General features: G+C 57.8%; 18 protein-coding genes. 14 read left to right on the top strand and 4 right to left on the bottom strand.

Annotated elements, in window-relative coordinates; translation table 11 throughout:
* Window positions 1–247: 247 nt before the first annotated feature.
* The 4 genes from JUF21_RS05390 (at window position 248) to JUF21_RS05375 (ending at window position 5,363) form a co-directional block, all read left to right on the top strand.
* Entirely contained in the window at window positions 248–1,210 is a 963-nt protein-coding gene (locus tag JUF21_RS05390; RefSeq protein ID WP_203663365.1) for an ABC transporter substrate-binding protein, read from the top strand.
* A gap of 27 nt (window positions 1,211–1,237) precedes the next feature.
* Window positions 1,238–2,137: an ABC transporter permease gene (locus tag JUF21_RS05385; protein ID WP_203624069.1), complete on the top strand. Its 900-nt coding sequence runs from the start codon at window positions 1,238–1,240 to the stop codon at window positions 2,135–2,137.
* Window positions 2,137–2,946, top strand: a complete 810-nt coding sequence (locus JUF21_RS05380) for an ABC transporter ATP-binding protein (RefSeq protein ID WP_203663363.1) — start codon at window positions 2,137–2,139, stop codon at window positions 2,944–2,946. The genes JUF21_RS05385 and JUF21_RS05380 overlap by 1 nt, the downstream gene beginning before the upstream one ends.
* Window positions 2,947–3,242: 296 nt before the next feature.
* Window positions 3,243–5,363, top strand: coding sequence for an ATP-dependent Clp protease ATP-binding subunit (locus JUF21_RS05375; RefSeq protein WP_203663355.1), 2,121 nt, complete (start codon window positions 3,243–3,245; stop codon window positions 5,361–5,363).
* 79 nt (window positions 5,364–5,442) lie between these two features.
* Here JUF21_RS05375 and JUF21_RS05370 read toward each other — a convergent pair whose 3' ends face one another.
* Both JUF21_RS05370 and spxB read right to left on the bottom strand, forming a co-directional pair.
* Complete coding sequence (locus JUF21_RS05370; protein WP_203624072.1) at window positions 5,443–6,267, bottom strand: alpha/beta hydrolase; 825 nt, start codon at window positions 6,265–6,267, stop codon at window positions 5,443–5,445.
* Window positions 6,268–6,494: 227 nt separating this feature from the next.
* Window positions 6,495–8,318 carry a pyruvate oxidase gene (gene spxB / locus JUF21_RS05365; RefSeq protein ID WP_374706436.1) on the bottom strand — a complete coding sequence of 608 codons (1,824 nt, stop codon included), beginning with the start codon at window positions 8,316–8,318 and terminating at the stop codon, window positions 6,495–6,497.
* Window positions 8,319–8,539: 221 nt separating this feature from the next.
* Between spxB and JUF21_RS05360 the strand changes: the two genes are divergently transcribed.
* The 3 genes from JUF21_RS05360 (at window position 8,540) to glgD (ending at window position 11,944) form a co-directional block, all read left to right on the top strand.
* On the top strand, window positions 8,540–9,373 hold the full coding sequence (locus JUF21_RS05360) for a YitT family protein (RefSeq protein ID WP_203624074.1): 834 nt from the start codon (window positions 8,540–8,542) through the stop codon (window positions 9,371–9,373).
* A 268-nt stretch (window positions 9,374–9,641) separates the two neighbouring features.
* Window positions 9,642–10,784, top strand: a complete 1,143-nt coding sequence (locus JUF21_RS05355) for a glucose-1-phosphate adenylyltransferase (RefSeq protein WP_203663353.1) — start codon at window positions 9,642–9,644, stop codon at window positions 10,782–10,784.
* Window positions 10,781–11,944, top strand: a complete 1,164-nt coding sequence (gene glgD, locus JUF21_RS05350) for a glucose-1-phosphate adenylyltransferase subunit GlgD (protein WP_203624076.1) — start codon at window positions 10,781–10,783, stop codon at window positions 11,942–11,944. Before JUF21_RS05355 ends, glgD begins: the two co-directional genes overlap by 4 nt.
* 119 nt (window positions 11,945–12,063) lie before the next feature.
* Here the strand turns inward: glgD and JUF21_RS05345 are convergent, their stop codons facing one another.
* The gene (locus JUF21_RS05345) at window positions 12,064–12,789 is read right to left on the bottom strand and encodes a GntR family transcriptional regulator (RefSeq protein ID WP_125756906.1); all 726 of its coding nucleotides are present in this window, start codon (window positions 12,787–12,789) and stop codon (window positions 12,064–12,066) included.
* A 182-nt stretch (window positions 12,790–12,971) separates the two neighbouring features.
* Here JUF21_RS05345 and JUF21_RS05340 point away from each other — a divergent pair, with 182 nt between their 5' ends.
* The 7 genes from JUF21_RS05340 to JUF21_RS05310 all read left to right on the top strand — a co-directional run bounded on the left by JUF21_RS05340 (window position 12,972) and on the right by JUF21_RS05310 (window position 24,060).
* Entirely contained in the window at window positions 12,972–14,345 is a 1,374-nt protein-coding gene (locus tag JUF21_RS05340) for a glycoside hydrolase family 1 protein (protein WP_203663351.1), read from the top strand.
* A gap of 52 nt (window positions 14,346–14,397) precedes the next feature.
* Window positions 14,398–15,741 (top strand): PTS sugar transporter subunit IIC, encoded by a 1,344-nt coding sequence (locus JUF21_RS05335; protein ID WP_203663349.1) that lies wholly within the window; start codon window positions 14,398–14,400, stop codon window positions 15,739–15,741.
* Window positions 15,742–15,765: 24 nt separating this feature from the next.
* Window positions 15,766–15,996 (top strand): hypothetical protein, encoded by a 231-nt coding sequence (locus JUF21_RS05330; RefSeq protein ID WP_125756900.1) that lies wholly within the window; start codon window positions 15,766–15,768, stop codon window positions 15,994–15,996.
* Window positions 15,997–16,538: 542 nt separating this feature from the next.
* Window positions 16,539–18,443: a 1,4-alpha-glucan branching protein GlgB gene (gene glgB, locus JUF21_RS05325; RefSeq protein ID WP_203663347.1), complete on the top strand. Its 1,905-nt coding sequence runs from the start codon at window positions 16,539–16,541 to the stop codon at window positions 18,441–18,443.
* Complete coding sequence (gene glgA / locus JUF21_RS05320; RefSeq protein ID WP_203624080.1) at window positions 18,436–19,869, top strand: glycogen synthase GlgA; 1,434 nt, start codon at window positions 18,436–18,438, stop codon at window positions 19,867–19,869. Before glgB ends, glgA begins: the two co-directional genes overlap by 8 nt.
* Before the next feature lie 18 nt (window positions 19,870–19,887).
* Entirely contained in the window at window positions 19,888–22,281 is a 2,394-nt protein-coding gene (locus JUF21_RS05315; RefSeq protein ID WP_203624081.1) for a glycogen/starch/alpha-glucan phosphorylase, read from the top strand.
* A gap of 6 nt (window positions 22,282–22,287) precedes the next feature.
* Window positions 22,288–24,060, top strand: coding sequence for a glycoside hydrolase family 13 protein (locus tag JUF21_RS05310; protein ID WP_203663371.1), 1,773 nt, complete (start codon window positions 22,288–22,290; stop codon window positions 24,058–24,060).
* Between the two features lie 45 nt (window positions 24,061–24,105).
* Here JUF21_RS05310 and JUF21_RS05305 read toward each other — a convergent pair whose 3' ends face one another.
* Entirely contained in the window at window positions 24,106–25,041 is a 936-nt protein-coding gene (locus JUF21_RS05305) for an FAD:protein FMN transferase (protein ID WP_203624082.1), read from the bottom strand.
* Window positions 25,042–25,123 lie beyond the last annotated feature (82 nt).

The following is a 25,123-nucleotide window of genomic DNA, read 5'->3' as shown; positions in this document are numbered from 1 at the left end:
GCTTTTTCGGATAGCGGTTTGCATCGTGGATGCAAGCCGCGGGCTTACATCCATGATGGCCGGCACCTTTAAACGTGCAATTTACCGCCACATGGAGCAACTTCATTCCATGTGGCTTTTGTTTTTCCTAGGACAAAAACAAGCGCCAGCCACTGGAATGAATCCGAGCGGCTGGCGTTTTCTGTTTCGCGGACAGAAGGCCGGCTGCTGGCAGTCCGGATCCGGCACCACATACTAGGAGGAATTCATGATGAAGTTGAAACACATCGCACTGGGCATGGCCGCCGTGGCCGTTTTGGCACTGGCAGGGTGCAGCAGCAGTGCAACCGCCAGCACCGATAACAAAACCGTCAAGGTCGGGATCTTGCAGCTGATCAACCAAACCGCGCTGGATGATGCGCGCAAGGGCTTTGAACAGGAGCTCGCCAAGGCCGGCTACAAGGGCAACAAGATCAAGATCGATTACGTCAACGCGCAAGGCGATCAAAGCAACCTGCAAAGCATGAGCCAGCGCTTGAAGCAGGACAACAACGACGTCAACTTAGCCATCGCCACGCCGGCCGTCCAGGCCTTGATGAAGGCGGATAAGGACACCCCGATGGTCTTCACCGCCGTCACCGATCCGAAAAGTGCCGGTCTGGTGGCCGACCCGAGCCACCCGAGCGCCAACGCGACCGGGGTCACCGACATGACGGACATCAAGGGCCAGCTGGAATACCTGAAGCAGCTGTTCCCTAAAACCAAGACGGTTGGCATGCTGTACAACGCCGCTGAGCAGAACTCGGTTGTCCAAATCAAAACCGCGACCAAGGCAGCCAAGCAGCTGGGCCTGAAGGTGGCCACCGCGACGGTCGCTTCGACCAACGATGTGCAGTCCGCAACCGAAACGCTGGCGGGCAAGGCGGACGCGATGTACCTGGTTACTGACAACACGGTCGCCGCGGCGATGCCAACTGTCGGCAAGATTTCTTTGAGCAAGCATGTGCCAGTGGTCTGCGCCGCCTCGACGATGGTCGAAGACGGTGGGGTCGCCACGAAGGGCATTTCCTATAAAGAGCTCGGCAAGCAGACCGCACGCATGGCGATCAAGATCCTGAAGGGGAAGAAAGTGGCCAACCTGCCAGTCGAAAAGCCGGCTAAGACCACTGTGGTCAAGAACGAAAAAATGATGAAGGCGTTCGGCCTGACCGACGCGGACGTTGAAAAGTAATCTGTCACTCAGTTTTTGGAGGTTAACATGGACATCCTGACTTCGAACATCTCTACCGGTTTTTTGTGGGCGATCATGGCGATTGGCGTCTACCTGACCTTTCGCATCCTAGACATCGCCGACATGACCGCTGAAGGGAGCTTTCCCTTGGGTGCGGCGATCACGGCCCACACGCTGGTTTCCGGCGTTGGCCCGATTCCGGCCACGCTGCTGGGTTTTTGCGGCGGCGCGCTGGCGGGGCTGGTTTCCGGCCTGCTGCACACCAAGTTAAAAATTCCTGACCTGCTCACCGGTATTTTAACGATGACGGGACTGTATTCCGTGAACCTGTTCATCATGAAGGCGGCCAACGTGTCGCTTTTGGCCGACATTAAGACGGTGTTCACGATGGTCAACATCGGGGATGCCACGATGACCACGATCGTCATCGGGCTGATTATTCTGCTGATTGTTATCGGTCTGCTGGTGCTGTTCTTTAACACCGAAATGGGCCTGGCCGCGCGCGCCGTCGGGAACAACCAGGCGATGGCCGCGGCCAACGGCATCAACAACGACAACATGAAGATCATCGTTTACATGATTTCCAACGGCCTGATCGCCCTTTCCGGTTCCCTGATGGCGCAAACCAACGGGTACGCCGACGTCTCGATGGGGATTGGCACCTTGGTCATCGCGCTGTCAGCCATCATTATCGCCGAGATCCTGGTGCGCAACCTCAGCTTTGGCCAGCGCCTGCTGATGATCATTGTCGGGGCAGTCATTTACCGCCTGATTATCGCTGGGGTCCTGCAGCTTGGGGTCGATCCGAACTACCTGCGCCTGTTCTACGCGCTGATGCTGGTGGTCTTCCTGGCTTTGCCACTGGTTGAGAAAGAGGTCAAAAAGGCTCGCGAGCGGGCTGCCAACAAACGGGAGATGAATAACTGATGACAACGCCAGCCTTAGAAGTACACAAGTTGAATCAGTGGTTCGAAAAGGGCACGCCCAACGAGAACCACGCACTGAAAGACATTGAGCTGACGCTGCAGCCCGGCGAATTCGTCACCATCATCGGCGGCAACGGGGCCGGCAAGTCCACACTGCTTAACAGCGTGGCGGGCTCACTGCAGGTCACGCAGGGTCAAATCAAAATTGCCGGTAAAGATGTCACTTACCAGTCGGTGGCCAAGCGGGCCAACCTGATCTCGCGGGTCTTCCAGGATCCGCGCTCAGGTACTGCGCCGCTGCTGACGGTGAAGGAAAACCTGGCTTTGGCCCTGAAACGTGGTTCCTGGCGCAACTTCTGGCGCCGCGGCGTGAAGCGCGAGGACTTGGCGTTGATGAAGGAAAAACTCGCCAGCCTTAACCTGGGGTTGGAAGATCGCCTGGACACGGACATTGGCCTGCTTTCCGGCGGCCAGCGCCAAGCCATCACGCTGCTGATGGCCACCATCAACTTGCCAGAGCTGCTGCTGCTGGACGAGCACACCGCGGCGCTTGATCCGGCCACATCCGCGACAGTCATGGACCTGACCCAGCAAATTGTTTCGGCGCAGCACATCACCACGCTGATGATCACGCACAACATGCAAGACGCTTTGATGTACGGGACGCGCCTGATCATGCTGGCCCACGGGCGCATTGTGGTCGATCTGCCGCAGGAGAAGAAACAGGGGTTGACCATTCCAGACTTACTCGCACTCTTTAAGGAACAAAGCGGCGAAGAAATGAACGACGATGCCGTGTTGCTCAGTTGATCAGTTCCGCCTCGATTAATGATTGCCATCCGGTTGGCAATCTTTTTTTGCAAAAATTTTAGCACTCTACTTGTAAGAGTGCTAAACCCGTGGTACTATATATTATGTAAACAAGAAGGCGTGCGAAGCGGTGCGACTGACCATAGCTTAACCTCAGACATCGCCGGCTTGGCGGTGTTTTTTTGAAGGGTCGCGCACCCGGAGCCTACTTGGCGTGCACGTTGTGCTTGCGAACACTTAATTGACGAATGAGCCTGTCTTGCGTTGCCAGACGCAGGGCCAAAGGAGGAGTTATTATGGCACAATTCAATGATCCATTCTTTAACGATGGTATGGATGACTTTCTGAATCAGGTCCTGCACCAGATGGGCACCAGCGGCCAGCGGCGTTATGTGGTCAATGGCCACGAGTTGACGCCGGAGGAAATGGCTCAGCTTCAGCAAAGCGGCCGCATGCCGGCGCAAAACGCGCAGGAGATTCCGGTCCAAGAAAGTCAGCAGAAGCCCAAGGGCATTCTTGAAAAACTTGGCCGCAATCTGACCAAGGAAGCCGAGGCCGGGGCGCTTGATCCGGTCATCGGCCGCGACAAGGAAATTCAAGAAACCGCCGAAATTTTGAGTCGGCGGACGAAGAACAACCCAATCTTGGTCGGGGATGCCGGGGTCGGCAAAACCGCGGTCGTCGAAGGCCTGGCGCAGGCAATCGTCAAAGGCAACGTGCCCGAGGCTATTAAGGACAAGCAAATCATTTCAATCGACCTGTCCAGCCTCGAGGCCGGCACCCAGTATCGCGGCAGTTTTGAGCAGAACATTGAGGACTTAATCAAGGAAACCAAGAAGGCTGGCAACGTCATCCTGTTCTTCGATGAGATCCACCAGATTCTCGGTGCCGGCACGACCGGCGGCGAGGATGGCAGCAAGGGCTTGGCCGATATTATCAAGCCGGCGCTGTCTCGCGGCGAGATCACAGTGATCGGCGCGACGACTCAAGACGAGTATCGCAACACCATTATGAAGGACGCCGCGCTGGCGCGGCGGTTCAATGATGTCACCATCAATGAACCGAGTCCGCAGACCACGTTGGCCATTTTGAAGGGGGTCAAGGGCCTGTACGAGAAGCACCACAATGTGAAGCTGCCAGACGACGTGTTGAAGGCCGCGGTCGACTACTCGATGCAGTACATCCCGCAGCGCTCGCTGCCTGACAAGGCGATCGACCTGATCGACATGACCGCCGCGCACTTGGCGGCCAAGCATCCGGTGGTCGACAAAGTCACACTGGAAAAGCAGATTGACCAGAAGACCAAGGAAAAGGACGCTGCGGCCAAGGCGGAAGACTTTGAAAAAGCGGCCAAACTCAAGGCGGAGCTTGAAGCACTGGAGAAACAAAAGAACAGCACCAGTGCCGAGGCCGAACCGGTGGTCGCCACGCCGGATGACGTAGCCCAGTCTGTTGAGCGTCTGACCGGCATTCCGGTCGCGCAAATGGGTGCCAATGATATTGAACGCTTGAAGAACATCGGCAAGCGGCTCAAGGGCAAGGTCATTGGGCAAAACGAGGCCGTCGACATGGTGGCCAGGGCGATTCGCCGCAACCGCGCAGGCTTTGACGAAGGCAACCGGCCAATCGGCTCCTTCCTGTTCGTCGGCCCCACTGGGGTCGGTAAAACCGAGCTGGCCAAGCAGCTGGCTTTGGATCTGTTCGGCTCCAAGGATGCGATCATCCGTCTCGATATGTCCGAATACAGCGACCGCACCGCCGTATCCAAGCTAATCGGCACCAGCGCCGGTTATGTGGGCTATGAGGACAATGGCAATACGCTGACCGAACAGGTTCGCCGCAATCCATACGCAATCGTACTGCTGGACGAAATTGAAAAAGCCGATCCGCAAGTGCTGACGCTGCTGCTGCAGGTCATGGACGACGGTCGGCTGACGGACGGCCAGGGTAATGTGGTCGACTTCAAGAACACGGTCATCATTGCGACCTCAAACGCCGGCTTTGGTGAAGAGGCGTTGACCGGCGAAAAGACTAAGGACGAGCCGCTGATGCAGCGCCTGGCGCCATACTTCCGCCCAGAATTTCTTAACCGCTTCAACGGCATCGTGGAATTCAGTCACTTGACCAAGGATGACCTGGGCAAGATCGTAGACCTGATGCTGGCGGACGTCGACAAGACCCTGGACAAGAAGGGCCTGACGCTCACGGTCACGCCAGCGGCAAAGACCTGGCTGATCGCGCAAGGCTACGATGAAGCGATGGGGGCGCGGCCGCTGCGCCGGGTCATCGAGCAGCAGATCCGCGACAAGGTTACAGATTACTACCTGGATCACCAAGATGCGCAGCACTTGCAGGCCGACGTCGTGGCCGGCACGATTGCCATCAGTGCGGCCAAGGAAGCCGAGCCAGTCGCCTAAGGTTACGCTTTAGACGGTCCAACTTAACCGTCATAAAAAATGGGCATCACTCCTTCAAATGAGGGTGATGCCCATTTTGCTATGGCCACAGAAAGTGATCGACGGCCTTGATCACGGCCGGGTTGGTCCGCAGCAGGCGATGCTGGGCCAAAGGGCCGGTGAACTCTAGCGTTTGGTAACTTTTCAGCCGCGGTCCAAGCAGATACCGAAGTGAGCGGGAGGAAACGTTGTTGATCTTGCCGTCCCAGTGCTGACCGTCACCCAGGTCGCCGTAGATATTCAGAACTGAGACCTGATGCGCGGGGAAATGCCGGCGCAGCCCCAGCGCTCGGCGGTAGTCGGGCACGACCCAAGGCGGCTTGCCGCCAGGCCCCAGCCGGTGCTTGCGCCGCGGCCGGTGGACGCCGGGGATGCCATCGAAATTGCCGGCAATGGCGACGTATTTTTGCAGCTGTGGGAGCTGCTGGTACTGGCCGTAACGCAGCTCGTAAAACAGGACCGCAGCGTTACCCAGCGAGTGAGCGACGACGTTGTAGCGGCTGATGCCGTACTGCTGCTGCAACGCCACTAAGACGTCGCGAAACCAGTCCGAGATGCGATTGTAGCGCAATGTCCGGTTATTGACGAACACGACCTTGACCAGCGGCCGGTGGCTGTCTGCAGGCCAGTCGCCGCTGAATGTGACTGCGCCGTCGTTATTAACGCTGGCAGTCAGGACGCTGGTGGCGTGGTCCTCTTGTTCGGCGGTTTGAATCAGCGCGTTCATGGCGTTGGGGCCGGCGCGGTGGCCGTGCAGGTACAAGGTCGGGACCTGGCGCACCGTCGCCGCGTGAAGCGGTTGCACCGGGACCCAGGCGAGGGCGGCGAACATGATCGCGATGAAAATCATCACTCGTTTCCGCATGTGCGTCGCCTCCAGTTGTCCTCACTCTACGGGTATTTTTTGCCCGGTGCAAGAGGCGATTGGCCAACTTAAACAAAGTGCAACCCAGGGGGCTGGCCAGTTTGGTAAAAAGAAACAGCTGCGCCGGTGAGCGAACACAGACTGCAGCGCATTAAAATAACCGACCGCGCTGGGCGGCCGGCAAACTTTCGGCAAAAGTTTTTTTTAGGAGATAAGCAGAAACCCGGTTAGAGCTGAACGCCTTCCTGATCGAGGAAGTACTGCAGCGGCTTTAGTTCCTCGCCGTCATAATAGGCGAAGAGATCCTCAAGCGAATCGACCGATTGTTCCGCATCGTTGGCGTTAAACTCTGGGGCTACGGTTTCGACGACCCTGCCGTCAACGATTTTGACCTTGAGCGCTTCGACTGGGAAGCCGCGCTTCAAGGTGATCTTCGCGTTCAGGACAAACGGGCGCCCGGCGCTGGTGACTGCCATGGCCTTCGCAAAGGCCGCGGGCAGGTCGGCGGACTTGGTGACGGTCGCGCCTTCGATGCCCATGCCTTCGGCGATCTTCTCGAAGTCCTGATCTTCCAGGTCGATGCCGGAGTAGTCATGCATCCCCGGGATGTCGGCCTGCTCGTCGCGAATGAAGCCCAGCGTGGTGTTGGATGTCACGATGTTCAGAATCGGCAGGTGATACTTCTTCTGAGTGATCAAGTCTTGCATCACCATCGAAAAGGCGCCGTCACCAGAGATCGATACTACCTGGCGGTCTGGGTAAGACAGCGCGCCGGCAATCGCGCCGGGGATGCCGGCACCCATGGAAGCGAACAGGGCGGAGACGGTCCATTTGTTGGTCGGGGTGACCTTCATGTAGCGCAGCAGGTTGATGGTGTTGTCGCCCACATCCAAGGCTACCACGGTCTTCTCGTTGGTCACCTGGTTGAGTGCGTGGTACAGCGGCTCAAATTCCAGCGGATCCGTGGTCCGGGTGGCGAGCTTTTGCAGGTAGGCCTGCCAGTTGCGGTTGTCTGCCACTGCCGCCTTGAAAAACGCGGTCGGTGCGACGGCGGTGGACCGGTCGAGCATTTTTTCAACGAACTGGGTCGCGTCGCTCCAGATGCCCAGGTCGATGTAGTGGTGCCGGCCAAATTCGGATTCGTCGTTGTCGACCTGAATGAACTTGAAGTCGTGGCGCGTGTAAACATTATTAGCAAACGGGAAATCCGCGCCGATGGCGATGACTAAATCAGCGATGTCGATGATCTCGTTGGCCGATTTGGCCCCGGCCCGGTTGACAAAGCCGATGTTGCCTTCGTAGTCCTCAGAAATCATGCCCTTGGTCAGCCCGGTTTGAATGATTGGAATCTGCAACTTCTTGGACAGTGCGATCAGCTTGTCGCCGCCGCCTTGAATCCCGCGGCCAACGTGGAACACTGGGCGCTTGGCGGCCTTGATCATCGCCAACGCCTGGTCGATTTCGTCATCTGTGGCCACTGGCTGAGGCTGGGGTTTGTTGTCCGACGGGCTGGTGGACTTGTATGGCACGTCAGGGATCTGAGCGTAGCCAAAATCGTTGGGGATGATGACGACAGCCACGCCGCGGTTCTTGTAGGCCTCGCGAATGGCCTTATCGACCACGTATGGCAGACTTTCCGGTGTCATCACAGTGCGGCAGTAGGCGGCCACGTCGGCGAACATCGGGCCCTCATCAAACTCCTGGAAGAAGTTGTAGTTCATGTTGTAATGCGGCACCTGCCCAACCAGGGCCAGCACTGGTGCGTGATCCTCACGCGCGTCGTACAGGCCGGTCAGCAGGTTGGTCGCGCCGGGGCCGGCGGAGCCGAACGTGACCGCAACTTTACCGGTCAACTTGGCATCGGCACTGGCAGCCAGTGCACCCACCTGTTCATGGCGGACCTGGATGTACTTGATGTTGGCCTTTTCTTGCTCCAGGGCCGACATAGTGGAGTTGAAGGAGCCGCCGGGATACCCGTAGACGTGCTTGACGCCCCACGCCTCTAAGACCTTAAGCATCGCGACACTGGCGGGAACTGTGTTTGTCATGATTGCGCACTTCCTTGTATTGGTTTGATAACAGTTGTAGACAATTACTACGCCTACAATGTAACATCTTGAGAAAGCGGTTGCAACAGTTTTAGCCAATTTTATGTCACAAGAGTGAAAAAGTGGTCGGCAGCGCGCGGGGCCAACCAGAGGCACGTGACGGTCGCCGCGGTTTCCTGCTAAACTATTGGTAACAGTCATGACAAAATGAAAGAGGTGACCCAATGCGCAATAAGCTAACCACTCCGGCCGGTCGCGGGCTGCTCCTGCTGATCGCCCTGAGTCTGATTGCCGGCAGCATCAACTTGTTCTACGCGCCCCACGGTGTGGCTGCAGGGGGCGCGACCGGGCTGGCCATCATCGTTCAGGAAAGTATTGGTGTGCCGCTGTGGCTGACTACGCTTGCGTTTAATTGCCTGATGCTGATACTGGCCTGGTTCATGCTCGGTCGCGGGACATTTCGGCGTATCCTCGCCGGCAGCGTCGGCCTGCCGGTCATGCTGGCCCTGATTCCGCAGAGAATGATCGTGGCTGATCGACTGCTGGCGGTCATCATGGGGTCGGTGATTTTCGCGGTGGGCGTCGGGCTGATCTACCGCATCGACGCGTCGAGCGGCGGGACCACCGTGCCGCCGTTGATCCTGCAAAAATATCTGCGGCTCAAGCCGGCCATTGGGCTGTTTGCAGTGGACTTTCTGATCTGTCTGCTGAACATTCCGGTCGCGGGCATTGAGGCTTTCGTGCTGGCGGTCTTTGCCATCGGCCTCAGCAGCTTAGTGATGAACGCTGTGGAAACAGGGTTGGATCGCAAGAAAGTCGTCTACGTGATGAGCGAGCGGCACGCGGCCATCACCGCCGCCGTCCAGGCGCGCACCGATTACGGACTGACGCTGCAGTCAGTGGTGGGTGGCTTTTCTAAAACGCCGGGGACGATGCTGATGATCGTGGTCGAGCAGCCGGACTTTCGCGCGTTGATTGATGGCATCCGGGCAATCGACCCCGACGCTTTTATTTTGGCCGTTGAGGCCACTGAGGTGCACGGCGGGTCACTAGGGTGATGGCCGGGCGCTTTTTTGTATCAAGGTGCGAAGGGTTTGCGCACTTAGGGGAATGGGTAGCCTCGCTCAAGGCATTGCCGCCGGTCTTTGGCGGCGAGGCCTCGAGCGTAGCTAGCCACTTCCCCGTTGCAAACCCGTAGCCCAATTAGCCCAAAATGCCGAGTCTTTTCATTAGGTAAGCGCTTTATTTCGTGCTACGCTTCAATTGAATCCGCGAGGCGCGCTGCGTCACAGGGAGGCAGGCCCTCGCCGCCAAGGAGGGAGCAATATGCGGACTGAAATGTTGGGGATGATTCTGGCAGGCGGCCAGGGCACGCGCTTAGGCAAACTGACGCGCACGACGGCCAAGCCATCGGTGCCGTTTGGCGGCCGCTATCGGATCATCGATTTTACGTTGAGCAACTTGGCCAACTCCGGGGTCGATACCGTCGGCGTGATTACGCAGTATCAGCCGCTTGAGTTGAACCGCCACATCCAAAATGGCGCGGCGTGGGGTCTGAATGTCGCCGGCGCCGGCGTGACAATTTTGCAGCCGTACGCCTCTAGCGAAGGGGAAAAATTCTTCGAAGGGACCGCGCATGCGATTTACCAAAATATCGCCTACATCGACTCCTACGATCCCGACTACATCCTGGTGCTGTCCGGTGACCACATTTACAAGATGGATTACGGGCGGATGCTGCGAGCCCACAAGCTGAAGAAGGCGGCGCTGACAGTGGCGGTGATGCCAGTCCCTAAGGCCGACGCGCCGCGTTTTGGCATCATGAATACCGATGACACGGACCGCATCATCGAATTTCAGGAAAAGCCTAAGGAACCCAAGTCCAACCTGGCTTCAATGGGGATCTACATTTTTGACTGGCCGACCTTGCGCCGCTACCTGACCGAAAGTTACGCCACAGACGGTAAAATGGAAGACTTCGGCAACGACGTGATCCCCGCTTATCTGGCGCACAACGAGCCAACTTACGCGTACTCGTTTCACGGGTACTGGAAAGACGTCGGGACAATCCAGTCGCTGTGGGAAGCCAACATGGAGTTCCTGTCGCCGACCAATTCGTTGAACATTGCCAACCGTAGCTGGCGGATTTTTTCGCAAACCGAGCCGCTGCCGCCGATGTTCTTGACGAAGACGGCCAAGGTCTCCCGCTCGATGCTGACGGATGGCTCCTACATCGCCGGCACGGTGGATCACAGCGTGCTGTCGCAAAGTGTGCGCGTCGGTGAGGGCAGTACGGTCAAGGACTCGATGATCATGCCCAACGCCACGATTGGAAAAAATGTCACCATCGACCACGCCATCATCGGCGAGAATGCCATTGTCGGCGATAACGGCGAAGTGATCGGCAAACCCGATGACATTGCGGTGGTCGGGTACGGAGAAGCCGTGGGCAGAAAGGAGAAAGCATGACACTTGGAGAATTGAGCGCCGTCATCGACCTCAACGAAGATGGCGAGGCGCTGCTGCCGTTGACCGAAAACCGGCCGGTGGGGACCCTGCCGTTTGCCGGCCGCTACCGCCTGATCGATTTTCCGCTCAGTGCGGTCACTCACGCCGGGGTCCACAGTGTGGGCCTGTTCATGCCGCAGTCGGAGCGGTCGGTGCAAGACCACATCCGCGACGGCGCGTCCTGGAACCTGGATCTGATCCAGGGCGGCGTCTTCATGTTTCCGTACATTGCGACGCGTGACTACAGTGATCCGGTCTTGCGCCAGCGTTACTATGACGACTACATTACGTTTTTACGGCGCAGTGGGTCGACTTACACCGTGATTATTGGCAGCTCCAACATCGCCTCGGTCGACCTGACCGCGGTGCTGGGCTACCACGAGGCTGGCGAGGCGCCGATCACGTTGGTGTACAAGAAGATCCCCCAAGCCGCCAGTGCGCCAGACGATTGGACTCTGACTTTGTCCGAGCAGGGGACCGCCAGTGCCATTCTGCGTCAAAAAGACCGGCGCGAGCGGCCGAGCGATACCGTGCCCGCCTTTATGGACACCTATCTCCTCGCGACGGCGGATCTGATCGATTTGCTGGACGTGGCAGCCGGCTCGCAGACCTTGGTGACTTTGCCGGAGCTGCTGCGAGATTACGTGCTGGCGAACAACGCCAATGCGTTCGAGTACACTGGCTATCTGGCCCGGGTCACCACCATGCAGCGCTACTTTGAGGCGAGCTTGGGAATGCTGGATGACGCCAACTACCAGTCGCTGATGTTTTCCGCGGTGCCGGTGCTCACCAAGAGCAAAAACGAGGTGCCGACCTTCTTCGCGCGCGGCGCCGAGGTCAACGATGCGCTGCTTGGCACCGGGGCCTATGTGGAAGGTAAGATCACCCACAGCGTCATTTCGCGCAGTGTGGTGGTCCACCAAGGTGCTTCGGTAGAAAACAGTGTGATCATGCAAGGCGCCAAGATCTCGACCGGCTCGACGGTGAAATATGCGATCTTGGACAAAGGAGTCGTGATCGGCCCGAACCTGCAGCTGGAAGGCAAGCCCGAGGCGGCACTGGTGATCGGCAAGAACCGGACCATTCTAAAAAAAGCTGATCTGACGCCGCAGCCTGCCTGAGGGCCCGTAAGCCTCTCGCGACGCCGCCAGCCATGACCTGCTCGCCGCAATCAAAATAGCGCCTCTGGCCCGCGATTCAACTGAATCGGGGACTAGGGGCGCTTGTCGGTTAAAGCTGATTATTTGGCCGGCTGGCGCGGGTCAAGCTCAATGTCCGCGGTGACGCTGGCATTTTCGTACGGAAAGTGGCTTTCCGAGAACTCGAATGGTTCGCCTTCGACGGAGTAGCTGACCTGCCGGATCACCAGGACCGGATCGTTAAGCGCGGCGCCGATGGCCTTGACGTCCTCCTCGGTGGCCTTGATCGCGTACACCGTGCGGTGCGAGCCGGCAATGGCGATGCCGTGAGCCTTTAAGGCGGCGTAAATCGAGCCTTTCAGCATGTCCTCCGTGATGGTCATGATCGCCGTGGGCATAATCGTGTGTTCGTAGGAAAAAAGCTGTTGATCGACATAGCGGACGCGGTCAATGACGTAAACCGGGTCGGTGGGGCAAATGACGAGTGCCTCTTGCTCGCTTTCGTTGGGCATCCGCGCCGCAAAGCCGAGAATTTTGCTGGTGACCTTGTGGCCAGGCTGCGTCGCGGTCGTCCCCAGCGGCTGGTCGATTGGCGAAATGCCGCCAGTGGTGGCCCGGTAATCCTTGCGCAAAAAGGTGCCGGCGCCGCGCTTGGAATACACCACGCCTTCGACAATCAGCAGCTGGATCGCCTTGCGAATCGTGATGCGCGTGGTGTGAAACTGCTTGGCCAGCTGTTCCTGATCTGGCAGAAGGGCCCCAGGGGCATAGGTGCCATCAGTGAACATCTGGTGTAGCGATTGGGCGATCTGCTGATACTTGTACATGCGGGCTGGCTCCTTTCCAGATAGTGGTTGCTTATTTCATTATACGACAGCCCTTTCATAAGTTCAGCTGCTTTCTCTTTTAAAAACAAAAGTATACACAAATAGAAAAAAAGTGTTTACACGCCCGCATGAAAGCGCCATAATGTAACCGGATCCAAGAAATGATTAGGAGGCTGCGCAGCATGAGTCAAGCTTTACCGAAAGGATTTTTATGGGGCAATTCCACTTCCAGCATGCAGACAGAAGGCGGCTGGAACGAAGGCGGCAAAGGGAAGTCGGTGTACGACGACCGCCCAGCTTCGAAGGACGCTTCGGACTGGCACGTTGCCATTGACGATTACCACCGCTACGACGAGGACATTAAGCTCATGGCCGATCAGGGCATGAATGCTTACCGGTTCCAGATTTCCTGGAGCCGGGTCTGCCCGACCGGCGATGGCGACTTCAACGAGGAAGGCATCAAGTTCTATTCCGACTTGATCGACAAGCTCATTAAAGCCGGGATCACCCCGATGATTTGCCTGTACCACTTCGACATGCCACTGGCCTTAGCCGAGAAGTACAACGGCTTTGCCAGTCGCCACGTCGTTGAGGCGTTCGTCCGCTACGGCAAGAAGATGGTCGATGAATTCGCGGATCGTGTTCCGTACTGGATCACGTTCAACGAACAAAATCTGTACTTCATGCCCGATGCGTACCGCATTGCTGGTGACCTGGATGGTGAACGGAGCGATGCCGCTTTGTACACCATTTCCCACCACGTGATGGTCGCCCACGCCGAGGTCGCCAATTACCTGCACGAAAAGTCTGCCGCCAAGATCGGCGGGATGCTTGCCTACAGTGAGGTTTACCCGGCCAGCTCCAAGCCGCGCGATATTCTCTACGCACGCCAGATCGACGAGTTTTTCAACAAGAACCTGTTGGACGTGTTCGTTAACGGTCAGTACTCCACGGAAGTCATGACCTTCGTCAAGAACCACGGCATCGACATGGACTTCACCGATGCCGACAAGGCCGCATTCAAGCAGCTGAAGAGCGACTTCATCGCCTTTTCCTACTACCGGTCCGGCCAGATCAACTCCGACAAGGTGCCAATCAACACGATCGTCAACCACTATCTCGACTACGGCTCCGAGCAAGTGCCCGGGCTGCAAGTCAACGAGTGGGGCTGGAACGTTGATCCGCTAGGCTTCCGCGACATTCTCACCAAAGTTTACGATCAGTACCACGTGCCCATGTTCCCGATCGAAAACGGGATCGGCATCCGCGAGCACTACACTGGCAAGGAGATCCAGGACGACTACCGGATAGACTACCACCGCGTGCACATTCAAGCGCTCAAGGATGCGGTGTACGAAGATGGCGTTGACGTCATCGGGTACCTCGGCTGGGGGCTGATTGATATTCCTAGCTCCAGCGGCAACATGGACAAGCGTTACGGCATGGTCTATGTCAACCGTACCAATTCAGATCTGAAGGACCTTAAGCGGGTCCCGAAGAAGTCCTACGCGTGGTTTAAGCACGTGATTGAAACCAATGGGGCAGATCTGAGCTAAAGCTTCTAGCTATTTTTTCACTGTTTTGATGTATCTAAAAGGGGGATTATTTATGGCCAAAGAGACCTCGTCCGAGAAGTTGCAGAACAATGCCTTCTTGAACAAGTTTACGGAGATCGCGGTCAAGTTTGGCAACCTACTGTATCTGCGCTCATTGCGTGATGCGTTCGCTGTCATCCTGCCGGTCTTCATTATCGCCGGCCTTGGCACGATGCTGAACAACACCGTGTTCATGTGGCTGTTTAAAGGCGCAACACTTGCCAAGTGGCAGGTGTTCGGCAACGCCATTACTAATGGGACCTTGAACGTCGCCGGCATCCTGGTTGCACCAATGATCGGGTACTGCCTGGCCCGTAACATGAACTTCGACAACCCAATCGCTGCCGCAGCGATGTCACTAGCTTCCACGTTTATCGTGATGCCGCAGTCCATTCCAGCCACCACACTGGCTGGCAAAGCTGTGACTGTCAGCGGCGCTTACTCCACACTGTGGACAGGCACGCAGGGCATGTTTGGTGGGATCATCGTTGGCTTGGTTGCCACGACGATTTTCGTCAAACTTGCCAGCATCAAGAAGTTGCAGATCAACCTGGGCGAAAACGTGCCGCCGGCTGTTTCGGCCTCATTTAGTGTTTTGCTTCCAGCCCTGATTCTGATGTCGTTATTCGCGATCATCACCGCCCTTCTTTCGGGGATCTTCAACTCCGATTTGATCGGCCTGATCAAGACCTGGATTCAGGAGCCACTGCGCGGGTTTAACACCAGTTTGGTTGGTTACTGTGTCATTTACTTCTTTGCGAACTTGCTGTTTACCTTCGGGATTCACCAGACTGTCCTTTCCGGCTCTCTGCTCGATCCGCTGGTTCTGATCAACATGAACCAGAACATGGCGGCTTATGCTGCTCACAAGGCAATTCCCAACATTATCAACACCAGTTTTGTTTCCAGTTTCACCCTGGTCGGCGGCTCTGGTTCTACGATTTCGCTGATCATCGCGATTCTGCTGTTCAGTAAAGTGAAGTCTTCCCGTCAGGTCGCGGCTTTGTCTCTTGGCCCTGGGATCTTCAACATCAACGAACCAATGATCTTTGGTTATCCAATTGTCTTTAACCTGCCAATGATGATTCCATTCGTTCTGTTCCCAATCGTTGGGACTTTGATTGGTTACTATGCAACGGCTGCGGGTCTGATTTCCAGAATGGTCGTGCTGGTTCCTTGGACCACGCCGCCGGTTATCGGTCCATGGCTTGCCACTGCTGGTGACTGGCGTGCGGTCGTGGTTCAGATCATCGTCATCGCTGTCGGCGTTCTGCTTTACCTGCCATTCATGAAGATTTCCGAACGCGTTGCCGCTCAGGAAGCCAAGATGGACGAAGCAGATTCAACCGAAGCTTAGTTTTCAGTGCGAAGGAGGGTAGACATGGAGAAAAGGAAACCTGCCGCTGGCAATCCGCGGCGTATCTGGATTAGTATCGCTGGTGCGGTATTGATGCTGATGCTGGCAATCAATGATATCAGCCGCTTCGGCTGGGGCATTGTGACCCTTTCGACGTTTGCCATCTGTGCGTACTTCATTTACGAAATTGTTCAGACCATTCGCAATCCTCAGCGGGTCGCGGATCGCCTCGATAAACATCACCGGTGGCACTAAGCCGGCGGGCAGCTCGTTGCACAAGCAGCGGGCTGTTTTTTTGTTGTAAGGCTGGCATTGAGGGGCGCAAACGCGGACGAGAAAAAATAACAAAAATTAGTTGACGGCGGTTTCATTGCGTGCAATACTATATCTGGATGACGAGTGGGTGGGGAAGGAACAACCCCATCAGCACCACTCGCCGACTACCGGGCAATCCGACCTCACTGTGAGGTTGACCCGGCGTGCTGAGCCGCCAGCTGGTTGGCTATGAAGACCACGTTAATCGCGTGGGGTCCTTTCAGGACGCATGGCAGGATGCTGCTATCACTTTCCTAACTTAATCAAGCGACTCGAAGCGGCAACGCGACGGGGATAGCAGGCAGGGGCGACCCTGCAATAAAAGTCCCCGGGCTTATCCCGGGGGCCGCGGACACCATTTCGCAGGAAATGGTGTCTTTGTCGTGTCTTTTTTCTGTGAAGGCGCGAGTCATACGCAAGGCCTTATTTCACTATTGATGGCGCTTACATGATATACTCGCGGTGACAAGGGGGCGACAGTCATGGATGAGACGCTAGCCAAGTGGCTGTATTTGTTTAATCGCGGCGATGATAATCAGAGCTTCAGGCGTTTTGGCGCGCACCGTGTGGACTCGGGTCGCTGGCAGTTTTTGGTCTGGGCCCCACACGCCAAGGCCGTTGCAATTGTTGGCGAGTTTTCTGATTGGCAGCCGGCAGCGTTAAAGCCGGTTGGTGAAACTGGGTGCTGGCTTGGCGAGCACGCAGGCGCCGTCGGTCAGCTCTACAAGGTGCAGGTGACGACCCACACGGGTGAGATCGTCGAAAAAATCGATCCGTTTGCCTTTGCGTTCGAGAAAAAGCCAGGCACTGCCGCCAAGCTGACTGATCTGCCCCAGCACGCCTGGCAGGATACCGCCTGGCTGACCCAGCGCAAGAATCACCCGTCGTATGACCGTCCGCTGAACATTTACGAGCTGCATTTGGGGTCGTTCAAACGGCACGATGACGGCAGTTACATCACCTACCGCGAGGCCATCAACGAAGTGCTGCCCTACGTCAAAAAGCTTGGGTACACGCACCTGGAGCTGATGCCGCTGATGGAGCACCTGCTGGATGCCAGCTGGGGGTATCAACTGATGGGGTACTTCGCCCCGACCAGCCGTTTTGGCCCGCCCGAGGATTTTCTGGCCTTCATCGACGCAGCGCACCAGCTGGGGCTGGGCGTGATCATGGACTGGGTGCCCGGGCACTTCATTCGCAACACCGACACCCTGGCGCAGTTCGACGGCACGCCGACCTTTGAATACGCCGATCCGCACCGCGCCGACAATGTCCGGTGGGGGACTTGGAACTTTGACTTGGGCAAGGCGCAGGTGCAAATCTTCCTGCTATCATCGGCGATGTTCTGGCTGGACTGGTGCCACCTGGACGGCCTGCGCGTCGACGCTGTGTCGAACATGCTGTACATGGATTACGATGCCGGCAAAGAACACGATCGCAATCGCTTTGGCGGCCGGGAGAATCTGGAAGGCACCGCCTTTTTGAAGCGACTTAACACGCAGGTGTTCGCCGCGCACCCAGATGTACTCATGATCGCCGAGGAAAGTTCGGATTACCCCAAGGTTTCTGCCCCAATTGACACCGGGGGCCTGGGGTTCAATTACAAGTGGAACATGGGCTGGATGAACGACACGCTCAAGTACTTCAGCACGGATCCGTATGCGCGCCAAGCGCACATTGACCAACTGACGTTTTCTTGGGTCTACATGCAAAACGAGCAATTCATTCTGCCGTTTTCACATGACGAGGTGGTGCACGGGAAAAAGTCGCTGATGCATAAAATGCCCGGCGACCGTTACAACCAGTTTGCCAACCTGCGGACCATGGCAGTTTGGCACATGACCTTCCCGGGCAAAAAACTGCTGTTTATGGGCAGCGAGTGGGGTCAGTTTCTTGAATGGCGCGACTGGAGCCAGCTCGAGTGGGTGGACCTAAACGACCCGATGAATGAGAAGATGCAGACCTTCACGACGGTCTTGAACCACCTGTACCAGGCGACCCCGGCGCTGTGGCAGGAAGACTTTCAGGCGCATGGCATTAACATCACGATTGGCGACCGCAGTGATGTGATCGCCTACGAGCGGCGCGCCAGAGCAGACAAGGACCGCTTGATCGTGGTGTTGAACCTGTTGCCAGAGCAGCGCGATAACTTCATTGTGCCGGTCCCTCGCGCCGGGACTTACGAGATTGTCCTAAACACAGAAAGTGCGCGGTTTGGCGGCACGTGGACGCACCTGCAGCGGCGCCTGCGCACCCGCGGCAAGCTAGAGCGTGGCCAGCCAGACAGCGTGGCGGTGGTGCTGCCGGCGATGGGGGCGCTGTTGATCAAGCCGCTGACAGAGAAGACGCAAGGAGCAGGTTCCATGGAGGTGAAACGCGATGACTAAAGTGTTATTTGCGGCGGCGGAAGGCGCGCCGTTTTACAAAACCGGTGGGCTGGGTGATGTGGCCTACGCCTTGCCGCAGGCGCTGCACCAGGCCGGCGTTGATGTGCGGGTGGTGCTGCCGTACTACGGCAAGAAAATGCCAACGCAGTACGCGGCCAAGCTCAAGGACCGCGCCCAGTTTACGGTGCAAGTCGGCGATCAGGCCAAGTATGTTGGGATTAAAACGCTGAGCCTGAACGGCGTGCCCTATTATCTGATCGACAACGAGGAATTTTTCGGGCGCGATGGCTTATACGGCTACTGGGACGACGGCGGCCGGTTTGGCTTTTTCCAGATGGCGATTATCGAAATGCTTCAGGTGCTGGACTTCTTCCCGGACGTCCTGCATGTCAACGACTGGCACACCGCGTTTATCCCGGTGCTGCTGCACGACAAGTACGCCTGGATTGAAGCGTACCAGAGCATCAAAACCGAGCTGACGATTCACAACCTGCAGTTTCAGGGATGGTTTCCGGCCAGCATCTTGGATACGGTCTTTGGCATCGGGCGCCAGTTCTTCAACGATGACGGGTTCGCGCAGGACGGGCAGGTCAACTGGCTCAAGGGCGGGATCAACTTTGCCGACCTGGTCACGACGGTCAGCCCGACTTATGCACAGGAGATCCAGACCCCTGAATTTGGCCAGCACCTTGACGGCACCTTGCGCCGGCAGGCCTGGAAGCTGCGCGGGATCTTGAACGGTATCGACACCAAACTGTACGACCCAGCCAAGGATCAAAATCTCAAGGTCCCATATTCGGCCAAAACGGTGAAGGACAAAGCCAAGGACAAGCGCGACCTACAGAAAACGGTTGGCCTGCCGCAGCGCAGCGTGCCGCTGTTTGGCATTGTGTCACGGCTGACCCAGCAAAAGGGGATGGACCAACTACTTGACGCACTGGCGATGCTGCTGCCGGGCGAAGACATTCAGGTGGTCATGCTGGGCACTGGTGACAGCGACCTAGAAGAGGGCTTCAATCACTTACATGACCGCTTTGCCGGCAAGGTGGCGAGCCTGGTGCGTTTTGACGAAGGGCTGGCCCAGAAAATTTACGGCGGGGCAGACTTTTTCGTGATGCCAAGTGCCTTTGAGCCCAGTGGGCTGGCGCAAATGATGGCGATGCGGTACGGCACGCTGCCAATCGTCCATGAAACCGGCGGCCTGCGCGATTCCGTTCAGGCGTACGATGCCACCACTGGGGGTGGGACCGGTTTTTCGTATTACGATTTCACCCCGCAGGTGCTGGCCGAGACGCTGGTGCGCGCGTCAACAATTTGGCGGGATCAGCCCAAAGTATACTTACAGCTGCAGCAGCAGGCAATGGCCCAGGACTTTGACTGGGTCCACGCGGCGAAGGACTATTTGGCAACTTACCAGCAGCTGTAGCAAAGTGGAGGGACACACATGGCACTGACGACAGCACAATTTATCCGCGAATTTGAAGATAATGCCTTGGCCTTGTTTGCCGACGATATGCCCAAGCTGTCACCGCAGCAGCAGTACCAAGCGCTGGCAGTAACGGTCAAGCGCTATTACGCCAAGGACTGGGCCAAGACCAAGGACCACTACGACCGCACGCAGCAAAAGCAGGTTTACTATTTTTCCATCGAGTTTCTGCCGGGGCGGCTGCTGGCCTCGAATCTGTTGAACTTGGGCATTAAGGACACGGTGGAAGCCGGCCTGCGCAAGCTGGGACTTGATCCGGCGGTCATTTACGCGCAAGAGGCCGACCCCGGGCTGGGCAACGGGGGCCTGGGCCGGCTGGCTGCGGCTTTTCTGGACAGCATGGCCAGTATCGGCATGGCCGGCAACGGCAACGGGATTCGCTACCAGTATGGCCTGTTCCAGCAGCGCTTTGTAGACGGCTATCAGGTCGAGTTGCCGGATGACTGGCTGCGCGATCCGGACATGTGGGAGACGCGGAAGGAAAACCGTGCGGTCATCGTGAAGTACGGCGGGCAAGTCGAGTTGCGGCCGCGCCCAAACGGTACGCTGCAGGCCATCACCCACAACACCGACGACGTGCTGGCGGTGCCCTACGACACGCCGATGGTCGGCTACCACACCGGCGTGGTTAACACGCTGCGGCTGTGGGCCGCCGAGACAGTGCCAGGCCGGGTTCACAATCTGGCGGAAAAGGCGCGGGTCAACCAGATCACGCAGATCTTGTACCCGGATGACTCCGATTCGGCCGGCCGCGAGCTGCGGCTGCGGCAGGAGTATTTTTTCGTCTCGGCGGGGATTCAAAGTATCATCACGCACTTCAAACGGTTCCATAGCGACCTGGTGGTGCTGCCGCACTTTGTCGCTATCCATATCAACGACACGCATCCGGCGATGGCGGTGCTGGAGCTGATGCGCATCTTGCTGGACGAAGAGGAAATGAGCTGGGACCAGGCTTGGAATGTGACGGTCAACACCATGAGTTACACCAATCACACACTGATGGCCGAGGCGCTCGAAAGCTGGCCTCAGGCGATGTTCCAGGGGCTGTTACCACGGCTGTTTCAGATCGCGCAGGAAATCGACCGGCGGTTTCGGCTGACGTACGCCAGACGCTATGGCGAGCTGGTGGTGAACAACGCGGCCCCGCTTGCTGACGGTCAGCTGCGCATGGCGTTTCTGGCGGTAATCGGCAGCCATCAGGTCAACGGGGTGGCCAAGCTGCATTCCGAGCTGCTGAAGCAAAGCGTGCTGAAGGACCTTTACCAGATTTTTCCGGAGCGCTTCACCAACGAGACCAACGGCATCACGCAGCGGCGCTGGGTACAGATCGCGGATCCCGCGCTGGCAGCGCTGATCGATCGCAAAATCGGGCCAGCGTGGCGCCGCAACCCGCTGCAGTTGACGCAGCTGCGCCAGTTTGAAACTGATGAAGACTTTTTGAAAGCGCTGATGGCCGCCAAGCAGGCAAATAAGCAGCGACTGGCCGATTTGATTCAGCGCCAGCTAGGGCTGACTGTAGCTCCGGCTGCGCTGTTTGACGTGCAGATCAAGCGGCTGCACGCGTACAAGCGTCAACTGCTCCACGTTTTCGGCATTCTGGAGGCTTATCTCGCTTTGAAAAACGGTGAGGAGCGGCCGCCGCGGGTCCATGTCTTCGGCGCCAAGGCAGCGCCAAGCTACCAATACGCCAAGGCGGTCATTAAGCTGATCAACGCGGTGGCCGACCTAGTCAACCACGATCCGGCGGTCAACGCCAAACTCAGGGTCGCCTTTTTGCCCAATTACGGCGTCAGTTTGGGCGAGCAGATCATTCCGGCGGCGGACATCTCAGAGCAGATCTCGCTGGCGGGCACCGAGGCGTCGGGCACGTCCAACATGAAGCTGATGGCGACCGGGGCACTGACGCTGGCCACGCTGGATGGCGCAAATATTGAAATCCGCGATGCGGCGGGCAAGGACACGATGGCCGTGTTTGGACTGACGGCCCAGCAGGTCGAAGCGGCGCAGCGCGAACACAGCTATCACGCGCGAAAGCTGTATGAGCAAGATCCGCTGCTCCACCGCATTGTGGACATGCTGACAGACGGGTCCATTCCCGGAATCGCCAGTGAGGGCCGCGAGATTCAAGACGAGCTGCTGGAGTATAACGACAATTACTTCGTTCTGGCCGATTTTGAAAGCTATGTCGCGGCGTCCCGCCGGCTGGATGCGCTGTACCAGACGCCGCTGGCGTGGGCCAAGGTCGCCTTGGCGAACATCGCCGCTAGCGGGCAGTTCGCGGCGGATTTCACGGTTGCCCGCTACGGCCGCGAAATCTGGCAGGTGCTGCCAAGCCAGCCGGCAGACGAGTAGGAGGCACTGATGGAATACGATTCGTTTTTAGACCGTACGCCAAGCGGTGCAGTGGTGGCCGGGACCGCAATCCACTTCATGGTGCAAGGACGTGACGCCGACACGGTGTCGCTGGTGCTCCGAAAAGACGGGGAAGCGGCGGCCAGTTATCATTTGGCGCACACCGCCGAGGCCTTTGAAGGCAGCACGCGGGCGCTGACTGTGGGGCTGTGGTGGTACCAGTTTGCCGCGGCTGGCCCGACCGGCGATGGTGTGCTCGCCCCCAGCCGCAGCGGCGTCGGCGGTTCGGCAAGCTGGTACCAAGGCGAAGACGAGGCGCCGTGGTACCAGTTGACCGTGGTGGCACGCCAAGAGACGGTGCCGGCATGGTATCAAAACGCGCGGATCTACCATATTTTTGTCGACCGCTTTAACAACGGCAATGCAGATGGCCACGTGAACGCCCCAAAGGCCAACACTTTTTTGTACGGTCAGCTGAGTGATGACCCATACTACATCAAGGATGCGGCCGGTGAGGTGGTGCGCTGGGACTTTTACGGCGGCAACCTGCAAGGCATCATTCAAAAGCTGGACGTGATCGCGGCACGTGGTTTTACCGCACTGTACCTCAGTCCAATTTTTGAGGCGGCCAGCAACCACCGCTATGACACGGGTGATTACTTCAAAATCGACCCGGTGCTGGGGACGCTTGCGGATTTTAAGGCGCTGGTGGCGGCCGTGCACGCCCGGGGGATGCATCTGATCTTGGACGGCGTCTTCAATCACGTTGGCCGCGATTCCCGTTACTTCAACGCGTTTGGCCATTACCCGACGGTCGGCGCGGCGCAGGATCCGAGGAGCCCCTACGCGGACTGGTTCACCTTTAAGCATTTTCCCGATGATTATGCGAGCTGGTGGGGCGTTTTGGACCTGCCGGCGATTAATAAGCAGAGCCAGTCCTTTCACGACTTCATTGCCAAAGGCCCTGACTCGATGATCGGCTACTGGACGGGGCTGGGGGTTGACGGCTGGCGGCTGGACGTCGCCGATGAGCTCGATTTGGGCTTTCTGCGTCAGATTCGCCGGTTGCTGGACCAGTATCCCGAACGCGTCTTGATCGGCGAGGTCTGGGAGGATGCCTCAAACAAGGTCGCGTACGGTGCACGGAGGCCGTACCTGATGGGTGACATGCTGCAAAGCGTGATGAATTATCCCCAGCGCGCCTTGATTCTGGATTTTGTGTTGGCCAAGCAGCCGGCCGCCGCTGTCTTGCAGCAGCTCCTGACGCTGCAGGAAAACTATCCGCCCGCTGTCTTCCAGTCCAATTTCACAAGTTTAAGCACGCACGACACGCCGCGGGTGCTGACCGTTTTGGGCGAGAACATGGCGGCCTTAACGCAGGCGGTGATGCTGTGGACGATGCTGCCTGGCGATCAGGTCGGTTATTATGGCGACGAGGCTGGGCTGACCGGCGGGGCCGACCCGCAGAATCGCAAGTTCTACCCGTGGGGTCGAGAAAATCAGGCGGTGTTGGCCATTTATCAGCAGGCCGCCGCATGGCGTCGGCGTCCAGTGCTGCAAAATACCGCCGCGTTCACCGGTTTCACTTTTGGTGCCGGGCTGGGCGTGGTGCGTGAGTCTGCCGGCCAATCGCTGGTCGCGCTGTTTAACCCGACCGATCAGCCGATGACCTTCACCCCGGCGCAGGCGGATCTGCGGTATTTGACGACTGATCAGCAGGCGCTGTTGCGGGCGGCAACGCTCTCGCCGCATGGTCAGGTGATTCAATCTAGCGACTAAAAAAGCCGTGGGCCTCTTGGTTGAAGAGACTCACGGCTGATTGAGTTAATGGCCCATCTCCGGCATCAGGGTTTCGCGCAGTCCACCGGTTTGGCTGATGCGCGTGTCCTTGGTGATGAAGACCGCCTCGGCGCCTTCGTTTTCCATCAGGGTCAGGCCTTCTGGCAGGCCGGCATAGAAGCCAATAGAGGATAGCACGTCGGCCTTTTCGGCGGAATCGGCGACCACCGTGATGCTGGCCATGTCGGATTCGACCGGGCTGCCGGTTTGCGGGTCGAGCAAATGGTGATAGATGTGGCCGCGGCGATCGAAGTGCCGGAAGTAAATACCGGTCGTGACCAGCGCCTTGGGGGCCGTGGTCAAGGTGGCAATCGGCGGATTCTTCGGGTCGCGCGGATCCGGTAGGCCAACCTGCCACAGTGGCACGCCGCCTTCACTGTTGCCAATCAGCACCTGGTTGCCGGCCAGGTCGATGCGGCCGCCGGTAACGCCGCGGCGCGTCCACAAGTGAGCCAGCTCGTCGAGGATGAAGCCCTTGGCGATGCCGCCAAGGTCCAGGGCCATGCCGGGCTGGCTGAGAAACACGGTTTGCGCCTCAGAGTCCAGAATGACCTGGTCGGGATCCGTCAGTGCCAGTTTTGCCTTGATCTGGTCGGACGAGGGGACGCTGGCGTCGTCAAAACCGATCCGCCACAACCCGACCAGCGGGCCAATCAAGGCGTTATATCCCAGTCCACGCTTGCTCCACGCCACGGCGCGCGCAATGAGGTTGAACACCGGCCGCACCGGAATCTGCACCGGCGATAGGCCGGCCTGTTGATTGATTTGCGCGAGCAGCGAGGTCGAGTCATAGAAGGACAGGAGCTTGGCGTACGCAGAGACGAGGGCGACACTTCTGTCAAACGTGCCAGGCTCACCGCCGCTGTAGATAGTCAAAGTGTTCTTGGCGCCGAGGCCGTCGAATTGAAAGGTAGATGTCATTGGGAAACCTCTTTTCTGAGTGCCAGATGCCGGCACGCTATTCGCTCTTATTATCCTGCCATTGGGAAACGTTTTCAAGCGA

Origin of the sequence: Lacticaseibacillus sp. 53-4, assembly GCF_016861805.1 — a bacterium.
In the GTDB taxonomy this organism is placed as follows: Bacteria; Bacillota; Bacilli; order Lactobacillales; family Lactobacillaceae; genus Lacticaseibacillus.
This window is presented reverse-complemented; position numbering and strand designations above follow the sequence as displayed.